The following is a 14591-nucleotide window of genomic DNA, read 5'->3' as shown; positions in this document are numbered from 1 at the left end:
GGAATCCTTCCGGACGAGGCGGAATCTGGGTGCTCAGGAACTGCTGCCGGTGGAACAGGCGGGGCACAGGCCCCAATAGATGACCTCGGCCTCGTCGATGGCGAAGCCGCGGTCGTCGGAGGCGGTCAGGCAGGGCGCGTGGCCGACGGCGCAGTCGACGTCGGCCACGGCGCCGCACGACCGGCACACGAGATGGTGGTGGTTGTCCCCGACGCGGCCCTCGTACAGGGCCGAGCTGCCCGGGGGGTCGAGGCGGCGGACGAGCCCCGCGGCGGCGAGCGCGTGGAGGGCGTCGTACACGGCCTGCAACGAGATATGACCCACGCGCTCGCGCACCCCGGAGGCGATCGCCTCGACCCCGAGGTGGTCACCCTCCCGGACGGTCTCCAGCAGCGCGACCCGGGCGGCGGTCACCCGCAGCCCGGCGCCGCGCAGCTCCTCGGCGGTCGTCGGAGCCTTCGATGCGGTCATAGCCGCCAAACCTACCTATACAAACCTGAATGACACAAGAGAACGAACCATCCAAGTTTAGTAATATGTCCGGAAATAACCGCCTAGAACGGGCGTCATCCCAGGTCAGGCCCCCCGCCCTCCAGCAGCCGCCCCTCGGACAGCTCCAGCCTGCGGTCCACCCGGATCTCCTCCAGGAACCGCTCGTCGTGGCTGACCACCACGAACGCCCCCTCGTACGCGCCGAGCGCGCTCTCCAGCTGGCCCACGCTGACCAGGTCGAGGTTGTTGGTCGGCTCGTCCAGCAGCAGCAGCTGGGGCGCCGGCTCCGCGCACAGCACGCAGGCCAGCGTGGCGCGCAGCCGTTCGCCGCCCGACAGCACCCCTACCCGCAGATGGGCACGCGCGCCCCGGAACAGGAAGCGGGCCAGCAGGTTCATCCGCTCGGCGGCCGGCATCGCGGGGGCGAAGGCGGCCAGGTTCTCGGCGACGGTGAGCTCGTCGTCGAGCAGGTCGAGCCGCTGCGACAGGTAGGCCACCCGGCCGTCGGCCCGCCTGGCGGTGCCGCCGTCGGGCGCCAGCTCGCCGGTGATCAGGCGCAGCAGCGTGGACTTCCCCACGCATAGGTTGGGTACATAAACGAAGAATCCACCGCATCCGGAGGCTTCCATGCCTGGTCAGTTAGCATCAGCAGCCGCCCTGACTAAGTCTGACCTTGAGAGCCGTCTCACGGTCGATTACGTCCGAATCAGTAGGGATCGCACGGGGACGGCACAAGGTGTCGAGTCGCAACACCTTGAATGCGAGGACGCTGCCGACGAGCTGAACGAGACCATCAGCCGTACGTACTCCGACAACGACACATCGGCCTATTCGGGCGTAGAGCGCCCGGCTTACCAAGACCTAATCAGAGACATCAAGGCCAACCGGATCAAGCTGGTTATCTTCTGGCACGCCAAGAGACTGCACCGGAACGTCGAGGAGGCAGCCGCCTTCATCCGTCTAGCGCGCGCCCACAAGGTCAAGCTCTACAGCGTCAGCCACGGGTACTACAACCTTGAGAAAGCGCAAGGCCGTCAGGCGTTCCTTGCTCACACCGTCGAGGCACAAGGCGAGAGTGAGGAGCGTGGCGAGCGTGTTGCCCTCGCTCGCAAACGGCAGGCCAGGCAGGGCAGCTTCGGCGGCGGCATCCGCCCCTATGGCTGGGGAGTAGACACGGGCCGCGTTCGGTCCGTGTGCGTCAACCCCAAGGCCCCGTCCATGGATCGCGTCTACGAAGACCGCCCCGTACTCGACATGACCCGGCACCGTCCGGAGGAGGTAGCCGAGATTCAGCGATGGGCCAAGGACCTGTTAGCCGGGGTGAAGATGTACTACGTCCTCTTGGACCTCGCCGCCCGCAAGGTGCCGACCCAAGCGGAGACTGACGGACGCATCTTGAAGCGAAACGGCAAAGTCACCGAGCATGGCGGATGGAACTCCCGCACCGTCTGGGCCATTCTCACCAACCCTCGCACCGCAGGCCACGCTGTCTATCGTGGCGAGATCATCAGAAGGAACGCGTACAAGCCGATCATTCCCGAGGAGACGCGACAGGCATTGATTGCCTTACGCGACGACCCCACCCGCTTCCACCCCGGAGGCAACACGCCCAAGTGGCTGGGAAGCCTCATCTACCTTTGTGGACACTGCAACGACGGTACGACCATGAAGCAGCGAGAGAAGAACGGTCGGCCCTGCTACACATGCCCGACGAAGGGTCACTGTGTGCACCCAGCCCAGGAGATAGATCACTTCGTCACTGAACTGCTGATCGAGCGGCTAGGCCGGGACGACATCTCCGATCTACTTCCGTCCCGCTCCACAGTGGACGCAGCAGCGCTGCGCGAAGAAGCCCTTGCCATCCAGACCGGCAAGCGGACGCTACATACCCGGCTTGTGCTCAACAAGATTGCCGAAGCTGACTACGACGAAGCCGTGCAAGTGGCTGACAAGCGCCTAGCCGAGATCACAGAAGCACTGTCCGCCGAGGCCCCCGAATCGCCCTTGGCCGAATACGCCACAAGCGACGACGCCCGCGCCACATGGAAGGGCCAGACCCTAGGCCAGCATCGCGAGATCCTAAAAATGCTGGTCACCGTGACCCTGCTACCAGTAGGACGCGGACGCCGGAAGGACATCACGACCTGGCAGCGCGTCAGAATCGACAAGCCCACGCAACGGCGTGCCGCGTGATCTTGGTGGCCGCATGCCGCGCCGGCCTACTCCCTTGCGGTCGCCCTTCGGGTGCCTACGGCATAGGACAGGCCCGGCATGCTCCCGCCGTTCTCCGCCAACACCCGAGCATGAGAAGACGGCACCGTGGACCAGTCGCCACGATGCCGTCTCCTGCTCTGACCTACCGCCCGCAGTTGAGCAACAGCCCGAGCCTCACCCGTTCCTCGCCTGTGAGAGGGGGCAACTGATCGACTATCTCTCTGATCACCCGCGCCATCTCTCCGTCATCCTCCGCAGACGGAGCACTCTCCGTCAGTGATCTCCCATCCCTAGCGTGATCTCTCCCGCGCCCACCAGCGCCCACCGAGGTCCCGCCCCCGTGCCCGCGTCCCCGTGATCTTGACGTGCTGCGCCACCTCCTGTTGTCGGCCCACCCACCCGCCCGGAGTCCTGCCGTGGCTGGCCGCCGTCGTGACCTCGTCCCATGCTCCGCAGCTCCGCACCCCTAAGCGGAGCCTTCGGCGCGTCCTTGCTCCAAGGCGTCTCTGTTCGTCCTCTCCTCCCGCCGCCCCGCGTCTTCCCGCTGCTTCATGGCTTCGTGCGCGGCCCGACGCTCCGCCACCAGATGCCAGATGCGCAGCGCCCGTGACGGCACCCCCTCATCACCGTCTCTGACCGGCTCCCACAGCAGCCGCCCGTCCTCCGTCGCCTCCTCCTCTCGCCCCAGAGCAGCCAGCACCCAGGCCCGGCGCTCCGCCCGATAGTCGCTCACCCTTCGGCCCGACCAGGACCGCGACACCAGCGACCGCCGCCCGCCGTACCCGAGCCGTTCCGCCCGATGGGCCCGCCGATGACACAGCCCCGCCACCATGCCCGGCCTCGCTCCCTTCGGCTGGACCCCCGCCCGGAGCCAGTTCGAGCACTCAGGCGAGCACGGTTCATACCTCACGGTCTCGATTAGCCGCCGTGTGTGAGCCCGCTCCGCCTCGCTCAGCTCACCCCAGCGGGTTAGGAGCGCTTCATGCATGCTCTTGGTGAGGTACTTCGCCAGGTACCGCACGGCCCGGTCCGCGTCCTCACTCCCGACCAGAACGCCCCGCATCCGCATCTGTGACCCCCACCGGACCACATGACGCGGCTCCGTCATGCGCGCTAGCGCCTCATCCCAGGTAGGCAGTACCTCTCCCGTCTCGGGATCGATGTAGCCCGCCCCCTCAACCCAGACCGGATGCCGCGTTCCCTCCAACACGTTGCCGGACGAGACAGGCCACCAGACTTGGTGATAGGTCGCCGCGACGATTTGCCGCATGTCCCGCCGAGGCAGCGTCCCCCGGATGGCCATATGCAGGTGGGGGGCTAACCGCCGTTGCGGCTCGACCACCGCGAAGTACTGAACCGGATACCCAGCCACCCGGCGAAGGTTCTGCACGAACCGATCCACCAGCCGCGCGAAGTGCAGAGCATCACGCGCCGCCCCCAGGTAGTCATACGTACCCGGCGCGACCGGCGCTCCGTCCCGCACTCGCCCGTAGGACGGCAGCGTCAGAGTGAGGAACATGCTTGGCCGGTAGACCTGCCCGTTGCCCCCGGTGAACGTCTTCCCCAGCGTCCCGGCCCGCCGTCTACCCGTAGGCAACGATGCAGCGTCCTGACGCCGTCGCGTGGATCTCTGCACTCGCTGTTTTGGCTGGTCATCCGTACTTCGTAGGGCCGGTGACTCCGCCGGCCTACTCCCTTGCGGTCGCCCTTCGGGTCCTTCGGATAGGGCGGCGGAGCCACCTCCGTCCGTGCCCTCTTCCCCTGCCGCTTGCCGTCCCGGCTCACTCTCCAGGTGCCAACCTTCACGGCATTGGGCCGCCCGCACCAGTTGCGCCGCCCGAGCGCACGAGGGGCACTTGGCCGCGATCAGCGCACCGCAGGCCACCTGTACCAGCCGGGTTTCCCCGCTCACCCGGTCATGGATTCGGAACGGCAGCGGATGCGCGCACACGCCCACCTCCGCCGCCGCTTGTACCGCAGCTTCCAGGGACAGCACCCACGGTTCCCCGTTCAGTGCTCCGCCCCCTGCTCCCCGCTCTCTCCGAGGACAGCCGCCCGCGCCCCGCACCACTCGCAGACGACCAGCCCCCGCACGACGTCGAGCGTCAGCAGCTCATGCCCGCACTGTGAGCAGGACAGCCCGTCTAAGTGCTCCTTCACTACGCCTCACCCCCGTAGACCCGCGCCATCTCTCGGATGTCGTCGTCCGACACGTACGCCGCGCGCACCCTCACGGGCTCCGGCGAGGTCTCCAGCCGGACGAACCCGATCCCCGCGCCTTCCTCCGGTACCTGTGAGATCTCATCGGCCAGCGCGCCCCGGTCTCTCGCCCCGTCGCCCAGAACCATGTCCACCTGTTCCGGCTCATCCAGCCGGAGCGCGATCTTGTCCGGGAACAGGTTCCGGATGTTCAGCACCTCTTTGCGGGGGTCTTGCAGCGCCGCCATGACCACGACCCCGACCGCGCGCCCCTGTGTGGTCAGCGTCGCCAGCGCCGCCGTGATCCGCTGCCGTAACCCCTTGTCCGGCTGATAGGCCGTCAGGAACGCGACCTCATCCACGATCACCAAGTGCATGGGATCGTCCCGGCTTGGTTTGTGCGACCGACGACGCCCCGCGTACCGGGCCGCCCGCTCTTGCATGACCCGCACGGCCCGTTCGAGTAGAACCGCGCACTCTTCCGGAGTTGCCGCGTACCTGTCCCCGAACAACTCCCGCCCGAAGGAGAGCTCCATCACCTTGGGGTCCACGCCCCACAGCGTGACCAGCCCGGCAGCCATCCCAGGCAACAAGCCCCGGATCGTCCCCCACAGGAAGGAGCCCTTACCCGCACCCGTCGCGCCCGCGATCAGCACGTGTGTGCCGTGCACGGCCAGCCGGAAGGCGGTCCCGTCCTCACACCGCCCGATCACTACCGGCCCCACCGTCGCCGCCCGTGGAACCGGCAGTGCGGACAGCGGACAGGCCAACGCATCGCGCCGAACGATAGTCAACCGCAGCCGCCCGCCCTTGAGCACGGCGACCCGGCAGGCCAGCCCGCCCAGCCCATGCAACAGGTTCGGTGTACGGTCGGCCCAGCTTGCAGGCGCTTGCCCTCGCAGCATGCGCACGGTCAGCACGTCGGCCCACTCTGAGGACCGCACCCGCAGTAAACGCGGTGTGTAGCTGCGCCCCTTGATGGTTGCCGTTAGACCGGCAATGGCCAGCGTCGAGCGCCAGCGTGGTTTGTAGATCACCGTCAGTCGAGCCCAGGCGACCAGTGGCCACCCGACCCACCTAGCCCACGCGCCAGGTGCCAGCACCCACCAGAGCCCTACCTGTGCTACGACCACGCCCGAGACAAACGCGGCCTCCGCCCAGTCGTACCGCGTCCATAGGGCAGCCGCGCCGCCCGTCACCGTCACCGCGATCGGATGCCGGATCACCATCCGGACGACACCAGCCACCAGCCGGTATCCCCAGATGGCCAGCGTCACGATTGCGGGGGTCTTGACCACCGTAGGACGGAACACGATCGTCGTGTCCGGGGTGGTCGTGACAACACCCTCCATGGCCTCGCCCGGCAGGCGTCGGAACATCGCTACGTCGCTGATCCTTTCTTGGCTAGACAGATTCCTTGCGACGTGCGGAGGCTGACGAGATCTTCGCCAGCCTCCGCCGATATCCGCTACGCCTCGCCCGCGTCCTCACCCGTGGCGGCCCTGTGCCTCTTGTAGGCCAGCCGCATCAGCGCCAGGTACGACCGCGCCGCCCGGCAGATGCGCTCCGCCGCCTCCACGTCCGCCAGCTCGACCGGACCCCCGCCCGTCGTCGAGACTGTGACCTCCGCCTGACACGTGCCGAGGTACAGGTAAGGCCGGAAGCCGTCGTCCTGTACCACGCCCGCCGAAGCGCGCACCCGCGCGTCATAGAAGCTAACCCCGTGGCCGACCCCGTCCCGCCGCAGAGTCGCCCCCGACTCCACGTACGTGTACGGCCTATTACCCCCGTGCGTAGTCACGCAGCACCCCCGGCGTGCGTCGCGCTCGTCCCCGTCTTGGCCCGAGCGGGCAGGATCCCTCTTGCGCGCCACGAGTAGGCCAGCCGCCCCGTGCCCTGATGCACGTACGGCGTCACCATCAGCGAATCGAGGGTGATCGGGACGATAGGCATGTCCGGCGAGAGGGGAGGCACCTGAGGTTCCTCCGTCGCGAGGATCTTGATCGTCACCGTCTTCTGTGCTGGCTTGCACCCGGGGTCGCCGTCCATAACGGTGACCTGCCACACCGGTTCCCCCGTGTCGCGGTCGCGCGACTGGACGAACTTCTCCTTCGTGGACTGTTCAAAGTCCCTCACCGGCTCTACCGCGCTGACCAGGTAGCACCCGTGTCCGAATGCCACGTCGAAGTGGACCGGGATAGGTCCTCGTAACATGCGTCTCCTGTCGTCGTTGCTCCACGCACTTCGTGTGCTTCGTACGTTAACGCACTAAGTGTGGTTAGTGGTATGATCCATGCTTGGGAGGTATGAATGTGATGGCTGTCACACCTGCGTACGTAGAGATCTCTGACCGCATCGGGGAGCAGATTCGCTCAGGTAAGTTGCAGGCTGGCACCCGAGTGCCAGGCGAACGGGAGATACAGGAGCGCCATGGCGTCTCAAGCACCGTCGCCCGAGCGGTGATCGCGAGGCTCCGCAGTCAAGGGCTGATCATCAGCCAGCAAGGGAAGGGCAGCTTCGTTGCGCCTCAGCCCGAGCCGATCATTTCGATTCGCGATGGGCGCGACGTGCGCGCCGAGGGCGATGATCGACTATTGACTGCGCATCGTGCCGAGATCGACGCGTCCCAGGACGTCGCAAAGAGTCTTGGCCTTACCACCGGCGACCGCATTACGCAGGTTCTCTACCGCTGGACGGTCAATTCAGACGTAGTCGAAATATCCGAGTACTATGAACCGCACCATTTCTCAGCATCCACTAAAGGTCGCCCGGCAATTGGGAACAGCCCTGCCGAGACAGACGTCATCGAGCGTTTCAAGTCGATAGGGGTAGCGGTCACGCGCGTCCAAGAGATGACGAGTGCCAGAATGCCTACCCCCGAGGAAGCGCATTTGATGAGTCTTCCGCCCGGTGTTCCTGTGCTCGCGATTCAGCGCATCCACTACAGGCAAGACACGCCTCTGGCTCTGACCCGTAGCGTTCTGCGCGGAGATCTCTTCGTTCTCAAGACGGACCAGGAAATCGCTGCCCAGTAGGGCATCTTTTCAACCTAAGAGTTCAAGAGCTTTTTGGGAACCCCCACGGGTTCCCGCCGCTATGCGTGCCTCCGGCCCGCAACTCTCACCATACTCATGCACCGGCTGACCACCTCATATGATGGCCGCATGCCGCGCCGGCCTACTCCCTTGCGGTCGCCCTTCGGGTGCCTACGGCATAGGACAGGCCCGGCATGCTCCCACCGTTCTCCGGCTAGAAGAGAAGCATTTCCACCGTTCGCATCGCAGCCACGTTAGCGGCCACATCATGCACGCGCACAATGCGTGCGCCCTGATAAGCGCACACGGTGTTCGCCGTTATGGTCCCCATCCGCACCGCGTCACTGCCCCGTTCTGCCTGCAAGCTCGACTCTATGAAATCTTTGTTCGAGCAGGCGGCGACGAGGGGATATCCGAGCGATGCAATCTCCGCTAGCCTCCGGGTCACCTCCATAGATTCCGGGGTCTCCTTATTCAGATCGTGGCCCGGATCAATGTAAAGCCTGTCCGCCCGAATCCCAGCCTCACGGGCTACCGACACTCGCTGCTCTAAGTAGTCGCGCACGTCCTGTACCACGTCCCCGTACGGCACTCTCACGTCAGGGTTCGCGGGCCCGCTCTGGCTATGCGTGATCACAGCGCCCATGCCCGTCTCTGCCACAAGCTCAACCATGCCCGGCGCACGCAACCCGTTCGTGTCGTTCACGACATCCGCGCCCACCTTGTAGCTGGCCTCCGCTACTTCTGGCAGATGCGTATCCACGCTGATTACGGCGTCGGTGATTTCGCGTATACCCCGAATCACCGGAACCACCCGGCCGATCTCGTCCTCAGTCGAGAGAGGTTGGCCCGGTCGGTACGCCCGCCCCCCTACGTCTATCCATTCCGCGCCCTGCTCTACCGCCCGGCGTGCCGTTTCTATCGTTTCCTCTAACACCATCGAGCGGTTCGGGTCGAGCCCGCTATTGGGAGTCCGATTCACAATCGCCATGACGACGATATGCTGCCGGAAATCGAATGTCCTCTGTCCGAGCGTTCTCACGGGCTCTACGAATTCCGGATAGTACGCTTGCATTACTTTTCACCTTTTCGCTTATAGTGCACGACCCACCGCAGCACAACAAAGAAGCCAACGAAGCCCGCGCCGCTAAGGGTAACCGCAGCGATAGCTTGCTCCCAGGTTTTGATCAGAACTACTGCGGTGCCGCTTGCCAGGAGGAAGCCGACCAGGCCCAGAAACAGCCCCAGGACCTCCACCATGCGTGTCTGTCCATCGGACAGGGCTTTCTCTACTTGCTTGACTCCCTCTTCCGCTTCTTCCCGTGTTGCCTGCCGCACTTCTTCGGTGAGCTTTCTTGCCCACCGTTCCGTGTCCCATCGAGCCAGTATGTTTTGCCACTCGTGGAAATAGTCGGCGTGCACGCGATTATTGTCCGGGGGAGTCAGGTCCATTGCGCGGTGTATATCATCCACCGCCCTTTCGTAATCTCCTAGCTGCGCGAAGGCACGCGATCGCCGGAAGTAGAGAACGGCGTCGGCTTCGCCTCGCGTGATCATATCTTCTGCCAGCTCTAGAAGGAGCGTGCCTTGATTCTCGACATGCTGAGCCATCCAGATAGCGGTCAGCGAAACGTGACGGGAGACCTTATCCGCGTCCTCAGCCTCAATCGACTTTTTGTAGAGCGTCAGCCCATCGGGCAGTCGTAGCCCACATGACGCGAACGCCGCCATCGAGAGAAAGAGGGCGTCATGATATTCGCGCCGCCACTCCTCTACAGCGCCCAGCAGTTCCCGAAACTTGAAATCGAACCGTAGCCGTTGCGCCCGGACATATGCCAGGACCAGACCGTATACGTCCTTGTCTACTTCCCCGATGGGAGCAGTGTCTTTCGCTGGTATTTGTTCCCCAGCCTCACGACTAGCCCAGGCCAGTTCGGATGTCAGGTCCCTGACTTCTGCGGCCGAAAGCTTTTCCGCTTTTCCGACCCGCGCCAGTTCGCTGATCCATGGGAACCCGACTTCGCCGACCAGCCAGCGCAAGTGCTCTACGAGGACCCCAACCCGCTCCGACGTTCGCACTGCACCCAAAACACGCTTTAGGTCATGACCGTAACGTCCCTGCGCGCCACCCTCGCCCGCCGCGTCCGGCCCTGCCGCTAGGTCGCTCATGGTGGTACTCCTCAGCATGTCGAGGTTCCGGCCCACACATTCCTGATCACTGTAACCAGAGACGATCCCCCAAGCGAGCATTACCGGACGTCTTCCCGCCAGACCGCGCCCATCACAGTTGCCGAATTTCTCTTATGGGTATCAAGGGGCGGCGGCGCAGCCGCCGCCCTGCCGGGCGGGCATGCGGCCTGGAGGCCGGTCCCGCCCGGCAGCGGTCCAAGCCGCCCGTGACCCATGACAGTCGGTGCAGGGTGCCGGGGACGCCTCATCTGGACACCGCGCTTTCCGGAAATCCGGCATCCCGAAGCACGTCACTATGAAAACTCTCGTTTCCGGAAACCTCTCCTTTCCGTACTCCTCTTTCCAGAAACAACGGTTTCCCGAAATCGAACTTTCCTCATATTTCTCACAATTCTTTGAACTCCCCTGACGTTCACCCCCGTACGACCCCACACAAGCAAGTCCAGTCCTTTCCGAGACGAGGAATGCCAAATGTTCACCACCCGATCCGCCGTCACCGCGTCTATCCTCGCTGCCGCATTCGCCCTATCCGCCATCCCCGCCAGCGCTCAGACGCAGGCCCCCTCCGCCTCTGCCTGTCGGCAGATCGTCATCACGGGGACCAACGTGGGGGTGCTCAGTGGCCCGTTCACCAACGGATACCCGTTGCAGGTACGTCGCACCGGCAGTGTCATGACGTCGTGCAAGCTGTTCCGGGGCAACGGCAGCAACAGCTACGGCAACAAGTGCGGGCGTAGCGGTTACAACTACTTCGAGGTCAACATTCGCCGCACGAGGGATGACATCGGCTTCGTCTACACGAAGGGGTACGTGCCCGTCACCTGTGCCCGCGCCCGCTAACCCCGCACGGCCCTAACCGCCACGAGGGCACGCTAAGAAGCCCGGCACCGAGGGAAATCCTCCCGGTGCCGGGCTTTTCATGATCATATGGGGGGCCGTGCAGTCGCCGGCAAACGTCGCTGCGCTCCGCCCTTCGGGTGCCTACGGCATTAACCGGCCACTGCACTCCGTCGTGTGATGCAGCCCCGACAATGCTTCGAGGTACGGCGGCACACCCTAAGAATCCACCTCTCGCAGCGAGCCCGGTCAGCGTTGGGCGCGCGAGAGGAGGCGTGTGCCGCCGTACCTCTCCATGGGCGATCTGTCGGCGGACTCCGAACAGATCCCCAGCGCAGGGGAATCTCTTCGGCGACAGATCACCAGGTCTACCGCTTCTTGCGCATCCATTCGCGCCGTTCCATCTCGGCGCGCCGTTCTAGGGCAGCCTTGACACAGGCAGGGTGGACAGGGTCTTGACCTCTGTCCCACACCATGAAGCCGCCATAGTCCTTCACGATCACTGACAGCCCGCACTCCGCCGTAGGCATGTCTGCCGCCTCCGGTACCGGACACCCCGCCGCGACCCACACGAGGCAGTACGGACCCGTACCGGAGATAGCCAGCAGATGCGCTCCCTCATCCCGCGTCGCACTGTGAGACCGTGTCATCCCGTGCCCTCGCCGCTTCTTGCCGGGCCGCCAGCCGGTACCGCTGCACGCGGTCATAGACCGTTCGCCTGGAACACCCGACCACTAGGCCCAGCTCTCTGTACGAAGCACCGTTTGCCTGTCGCTTGGATAGTTCTTCGTCGGTCAGGCTCAGGGGACGTCTCGGCCTGCCCGGACGCACGGAGATGGTCATCCCCGCCTCCGTAAGCCAGCGACGGATCACCTCATGCCCAACCCCCGCCCATCGGCTGAGAGCCCTCAGAGACGAACCGCTCTGGAAACGCGTCACGAGATCTTCCCTGGTGACTCCGACTTGCTCAGGCGTGAGGCGGTTCTTGCTCCACCTCGTGGACGGCGGCGGCGGATAGAGCCCGTCCTCACGTAGCCAGCGCACCACCACGTCCCGCGAGACGCCGCACTCCCGTGCCATCCGGCTGATTGACACGACGTGGTACCAGTGCGCCAACGCGTACCGCTCCAAGCCGGGAGGCCGGGGCAGCTTCGCGGGGCTCACGACCTAGCCACCGGCAGCCGAGCGAAGACCACCTTGCCGCCGCTGTTAGGCCACCGGTACCCCCACCGGTCACTCAGCGCGTCAACGATCTCCAGTCCCCGACCGCCGACGGAGTCCGCGTCTACGCTCAGTCGCTTCGGTGCCCTCCGGCTCACATCCCATGTCTCCACGACGAGGAACCGAGACCCCTTGAACAGGTACGCGTTCACCCACACGGCCCAATACAGCGGGAAGCTTCCGAAAGCAGCCGTCATCAAGCCCTCTTGATCCGGCTCCTCGCCGACCATCACGCGCTCATGCCATGCCCGTGTTTCAGCAATGCTGTTGGTCACGAGCTCGCTCACTACGAGTTCGGCGATCTCACGCGTCTCCGTGGGCAGGCACCACTCGAAGCACCGGTCAACCACGTACCGGCGCGCCCTACTCGGCGTACTGTCCTCCACGGGCAGGAGTCGTTGTCCGAACATGTCAGGCCCCCTCTGCGCCGTCAGGCTCAGGGCCCAGGAAGGCGGCGACGTACGGAGGAACTAACCGAGGCTTGAAGTAAGCCTTGCGGATCTTAATGGGAGTGTCCGGCGCACTGGCGTACCACCACTCCTCAATGCCCGTGCCCCATTGCACGATCCAGTGGCCGTCCCGAAGGTCTGTGTTCAGGTGCATGTCGCCCTCCGCGCGGGGGAGGGTGAGGGACGGCGGGCCGCCCAAGGGAACATCGGCCCTTACCGCGACTCCGAGTCCCTTGAGTCGCCAGGCCAGTTCCATCACGACCCGGAATTCTTGCCACGCCAAGCTTTCTACCGCCATCGCCGTTCCCCTCCCGCTGTGCGTAGTGGCGCATTTTTGCGCCTGCCTGCCTTGCGTTCTTAGGTCACAGTTCAGCCCGATCAGCTTGTAACGGGCGTCTCACGCGTTCATCACAAAGCGTGCGCAACGCCAGCGTGGAGCGTAGAAATCTTCGCCTTCGCCCGCCGTGCTAGGTGTCTGACTGAGAGGCTGACACTACGCCCAGTGTGCATCTCCCTGCCCTGCACTTGCAAGGGTTGAGAATGCATACCTTGCAAAAGTAGGAAGGCCAACGCAGATGCAAGGTGACCCCTCGATGCGCGATGATGACGAGGTGCCTACGAGACGACAGGGTCCGCCGACCATCCGCATGCGCCGGTTGGCCGCACAGCTCCGTCGCCTCAGGCAAGCAGCGGGTCTGTCACAGGAAGAAGCGGCCCAGCTCACCGCCGTCAACGTTGCGACCCTGTATCGCCTGGAAACGGGCAGAGCCAAGCCCCAGCCACGGACGCTGATCGCCTTGTGTGATGCCTACGGGGTTTCTTCCGCCGAGCGGGAGACACTTCGCGCCCTGGCACGGGATGCAGGCAAGAAGGGCTTGCTGCACGACGACTCCGAGTTGCCAGAGCAGTACATGACCTACATCAACTTCGAGGCCGAGGCGGTACAGATCCTCAACTTCGAGAACGCCTTCATTCCGGGGCTTCTCCAGACATCCGCATACGCTCAGGCCGTCATCAGAGGCGTGCTGCCGGACAGCAGTGATGAGGAGGTGCAGACCCGAGTCGAGGCGAGACTCAAGAGGCAGGCCCTTCTTTCCAGCCCTGACCGCCCACACTTCTGGTCAGTCATTGATGAGGCGGCGCTCCACCGTGCCGTTGGTGGTCCGCAGGTGATGCGGGAACAACTGCTTCACCTCGCCGAGCAGAGCCAGAGACCTGGCATCGCGCTTCAGGTAATCCCCTTCAAGGCCGGTGCCCACCCGGCGATGCCGGGTCCGTTTGTGATCCTGCGGTTTGGTCCGAACGACCCCGACATTGTCTACATCGATAGCTCTGCGGGTGATCTTCTTCTAGAGGACGAAGCCGAGCTAACCAGGCATACCATGGTGTTCGAGCACTGTCGTGCCGTAGCGCTCAGTCCTGATGACACCACAGCGCTGCTCACATCGCTCGCCCACCGTGAGCACGACTGAGAGGAGTACTCATGGGATCGGAGCCATCCGCCACCGTCCGTTGGCACATCAGTACACGGAGCGGAAACGGCCAAAGCTGCGTCGAAGTCGGGATGACCCCGTTGGGTGACACGGTATACGTGCGCCATTCCAAGGACCGTCAAGGCCCTGTGCTCACCTTCACATCTGCGGAGTGGAAGGCGTTCCTATCCGGCGTGGACCTGCGCGAGTTTGACCTACCGACTACGCATGCCTAACTTGCCTGACCCCATCATTTTTCCACGAGCCCCTACCTCACTGGTCAGGGGCTCCTTCTATGTATTCCTCCGAAACAGGTGAGAGTAGAGCCGCCTCCGGCGGGGGGCTCTGCTCAAGGATGATCGCGAAGGGCACGGGCCGTAGGTGGCTGGCCTGGAAGCCAGGTCACCCCTCGCCGTCGCCCACGGGCAAGCCGAGCAGATCAGGGGCGGGGGGTCACGGTCGTTCGTCCAGTAGGGCGCACA

The 14591-nt window shown here is 64.5% G+C and carries 15 protein-coding genes; 5 read left to right on the top strand and 10 right to left on the bottom strand.

The features are described 5' to 3' along the window. Positions 1 to 33: 33 nt before the first annotated feature. Complete coding sequence (locus ABZ444_RS47725; RefSeq protein WP_352327424.1) at positions 34 to 471, bottom strand: Fur family transcriptional regulator; 438 nt, start codon at positions 469 to 471, stop codon at positions 34 to 36. A gap of 95 nt (positions 472 to 566) precedes the next feature. Then, positions 567 to 1070, bottom strand: coding sequence for an ATP-binding cassette domain-containing protein (locus ABZ444_RS47720; protein ID WP_358011089.1), 504 nt, complete (start codon positions 1068 to 1070; stop codon positions 567 to 569). Positions 1071 to 1119: 49 nt separating this feature from the next. On the opposite strand from ABZ444_RS47720, the gene ABZ444_RS47715 reads away from it, so the two are divergent. Beyond that, the gene (locus ABZ444_RS47715) at positions 1120 to 2685 is read left to right on the top strand and encodes a recombinase family protein (protein WP_358011086.1); all 1566 of its coding nucleotides are present in this window, start codon (positions 1120 to 1122) and stop codon (positions 2683 to 2685) included. 487 nt (positions 2686 to 3172) lie between these two features. Here ABZ444_RS47715 and ABZ444_RS47710 read toward each other — a convergent pair whose 3' ends face one another. From ABZ444_RS47710 to ABZ444_RS47690, 5 genes are all read right to left on the bottom strand, one after another. Further along, complete coding sequence (locus ABZ444_RS47710) at positions 3173 to 4702, bottom strand: replication initiator (RefSeq protein WP_358011083.1); 1530 nt, start codon at positions 4700 to 4702, stop codon at positions 3173 to 3175. A 14-nt stretch (positions 4703 to 4716) separates the two neighbouring features. After that, positions 4717 to 4866, bottom strand: coding sequence for a hypothetical protein (locus ABZ444_RS47705; protein WP_358011080.1), 150 nt, complete (start codon positions 4864 to 4866; stop codon positions 4717 to 4719). After that, complete coding sequence (locus tag ABZ444_RS47700; protein ID WP_358011078.1) at positions 4866 to 6284, bottom strand: FtsK/SpoIIIE domain-containing protein; 1419 nt, start codon at positions 6282 to 6284, stop codon at positions 4866 to 4868. Before ABZ444_RS47700 ends, ABZ444_RS47705 begins: the two co-directional genes overlap by 1 nt. Positions 6285 to 6373: 89 nt before the next feature. Next, complete coding sequence (locus ABZ444_RS47695; protein ID WP_358011076.1) at positions 6374 to 6604, bottom strand: hypothetical protein; 231 nt, start codon at positions 6602 to 6604, stop codon at positions 6374 to 6376. A gap of 98 nt (positions 6605 to 6702) precedes the next feature. Then, the gene (locus ABZ444_RS47690) at positions 6703 to 7041 is read right to left on the bottom strand and encodes a plasmid replication, integration and excision activator (RefSeq protein WP_358011074.1); all 339 of its coding nucleotides are present in this window, start codon (positions 7039 to 7041) and stop codon (positions 6703 to 6705) included. 170 nt (positions 7042 to 7211) lie between these two features. On the opposite strand from ABZ444_RS47690, the gene ABZ444_RS47685 reads away from it, so the two are divergent. After that, positions 7212 to 7940: a GntR family transcriptional regulator gene (locus ABZ444_RS47685; protein WP_358011071.1), complete on the top strand. Its 729-nt coding sequence runs from the start codon at positions 7212 to 7214 to the stop codon at positions 7938 to 7940. 214 nt (positions 7941 to 8154) lie between these two features. Here ABZ444_RS47685 and folP read toward each other — a convergent pair whose 3' ends face one another. Together folP and ABZ444_RS47675 are read right to left on the bottom strand one after the other, a co-directional pair. Beyond that, positions 8155 to 9015, bottom strand: coding sequence for a dihydropteroate synthase (folP, locus tag ABZ444_RS47680; RefSeq protein WP_358011068.1), 861 nt, complete (start codon positions 9013 to 9015; stop codon positions 8155 to 8157). Further along, positions 9015 to 10109, bottom strand: coding sequence for a hypothetical protein (locus ABZ444_RS47675; protein ID WP_358011066.1), 1095 nt, complete (start codon positions 10107 to 10109; stop codon positions 9015 to 9017). The genes folP and ABZ444_RS47675 overlap by 1 nt, the downstream gene beginning before the upstream one ends. A 492-nt stretch (positions 10110 to 10601) precedes the next feature. Between ABZ444_RS47675 and ABZ444_RS47670 the strand changes: the two genes are divergently transcribed. Next, complete coding sequence (locus ABZ444_RS47670) at positions 10602 to 10970, top strand: hypothetical protein (protein ID WP_358011064.1); 369 nt, start codon at positions 10602 to 10604, stop codon at positions 10968 to 10970. Between the two features lie 1157 nt (positions 10971 to 12127). Here the strand turns inward: ABZ444_RS47670 and ABZ444_RS47665 are convergent. Further along, positions 12128 to 12598: an ATP-binding protein gene (locus ABZ444_RS47665; RefSeq protein WP_358011062.1), complete on the bottom strand. Its 471-nt coding sequence runs from the start codon at positions 12596 to 12598 to the stop codon at positions 12128 to 12130. A gap of 632 nt (positions 12599 to 13230) precedes the next feature. On the opposite strand from ABZ444_RS47665, the gene ABZ444_RS47660 reads away from it, so the two are divergent. Then, positions 13231 to 14109 (top strand): helix-turn-helix transcriptional regulator, encoded by an 879-nt coding sequence (locus ABZ444_RS47660; protein ID WP_358011059.1) that lies wholly within the window; start codon positions 13231 to 13233, stop codon positions 14107 to 14109. An 11-nt stretch (positions 14110 to 14120) separates the two neighbouring features. After that, complete coding sequence (locus ABZ444_RS47655; RefSeq protein WP_358011057.1) at positions 14121 to 14345, top strand: DUF397 domain-containing protein; 225 nt, start codon at positions 14121 to 14123, stop codon at positions 14343 to 14345. Positions 14346 to 14591 lie beyond the last annotated feature (246 nt).

Source organism: Nonomuraea sp. NPDC005730, assembly GCF_040630865.1.
Taxonomy (GTDB): Bacteria; Actinomycetota; Actinomycetes; order Streptosporangiales; family Streptosporangiaceae; genus Nonomuraea.
The sequence above is the reverse complement of the archived record's forward strand: the minus strand, read 5'-3'. Positions and strand labels throughout refer to the sequence as shown.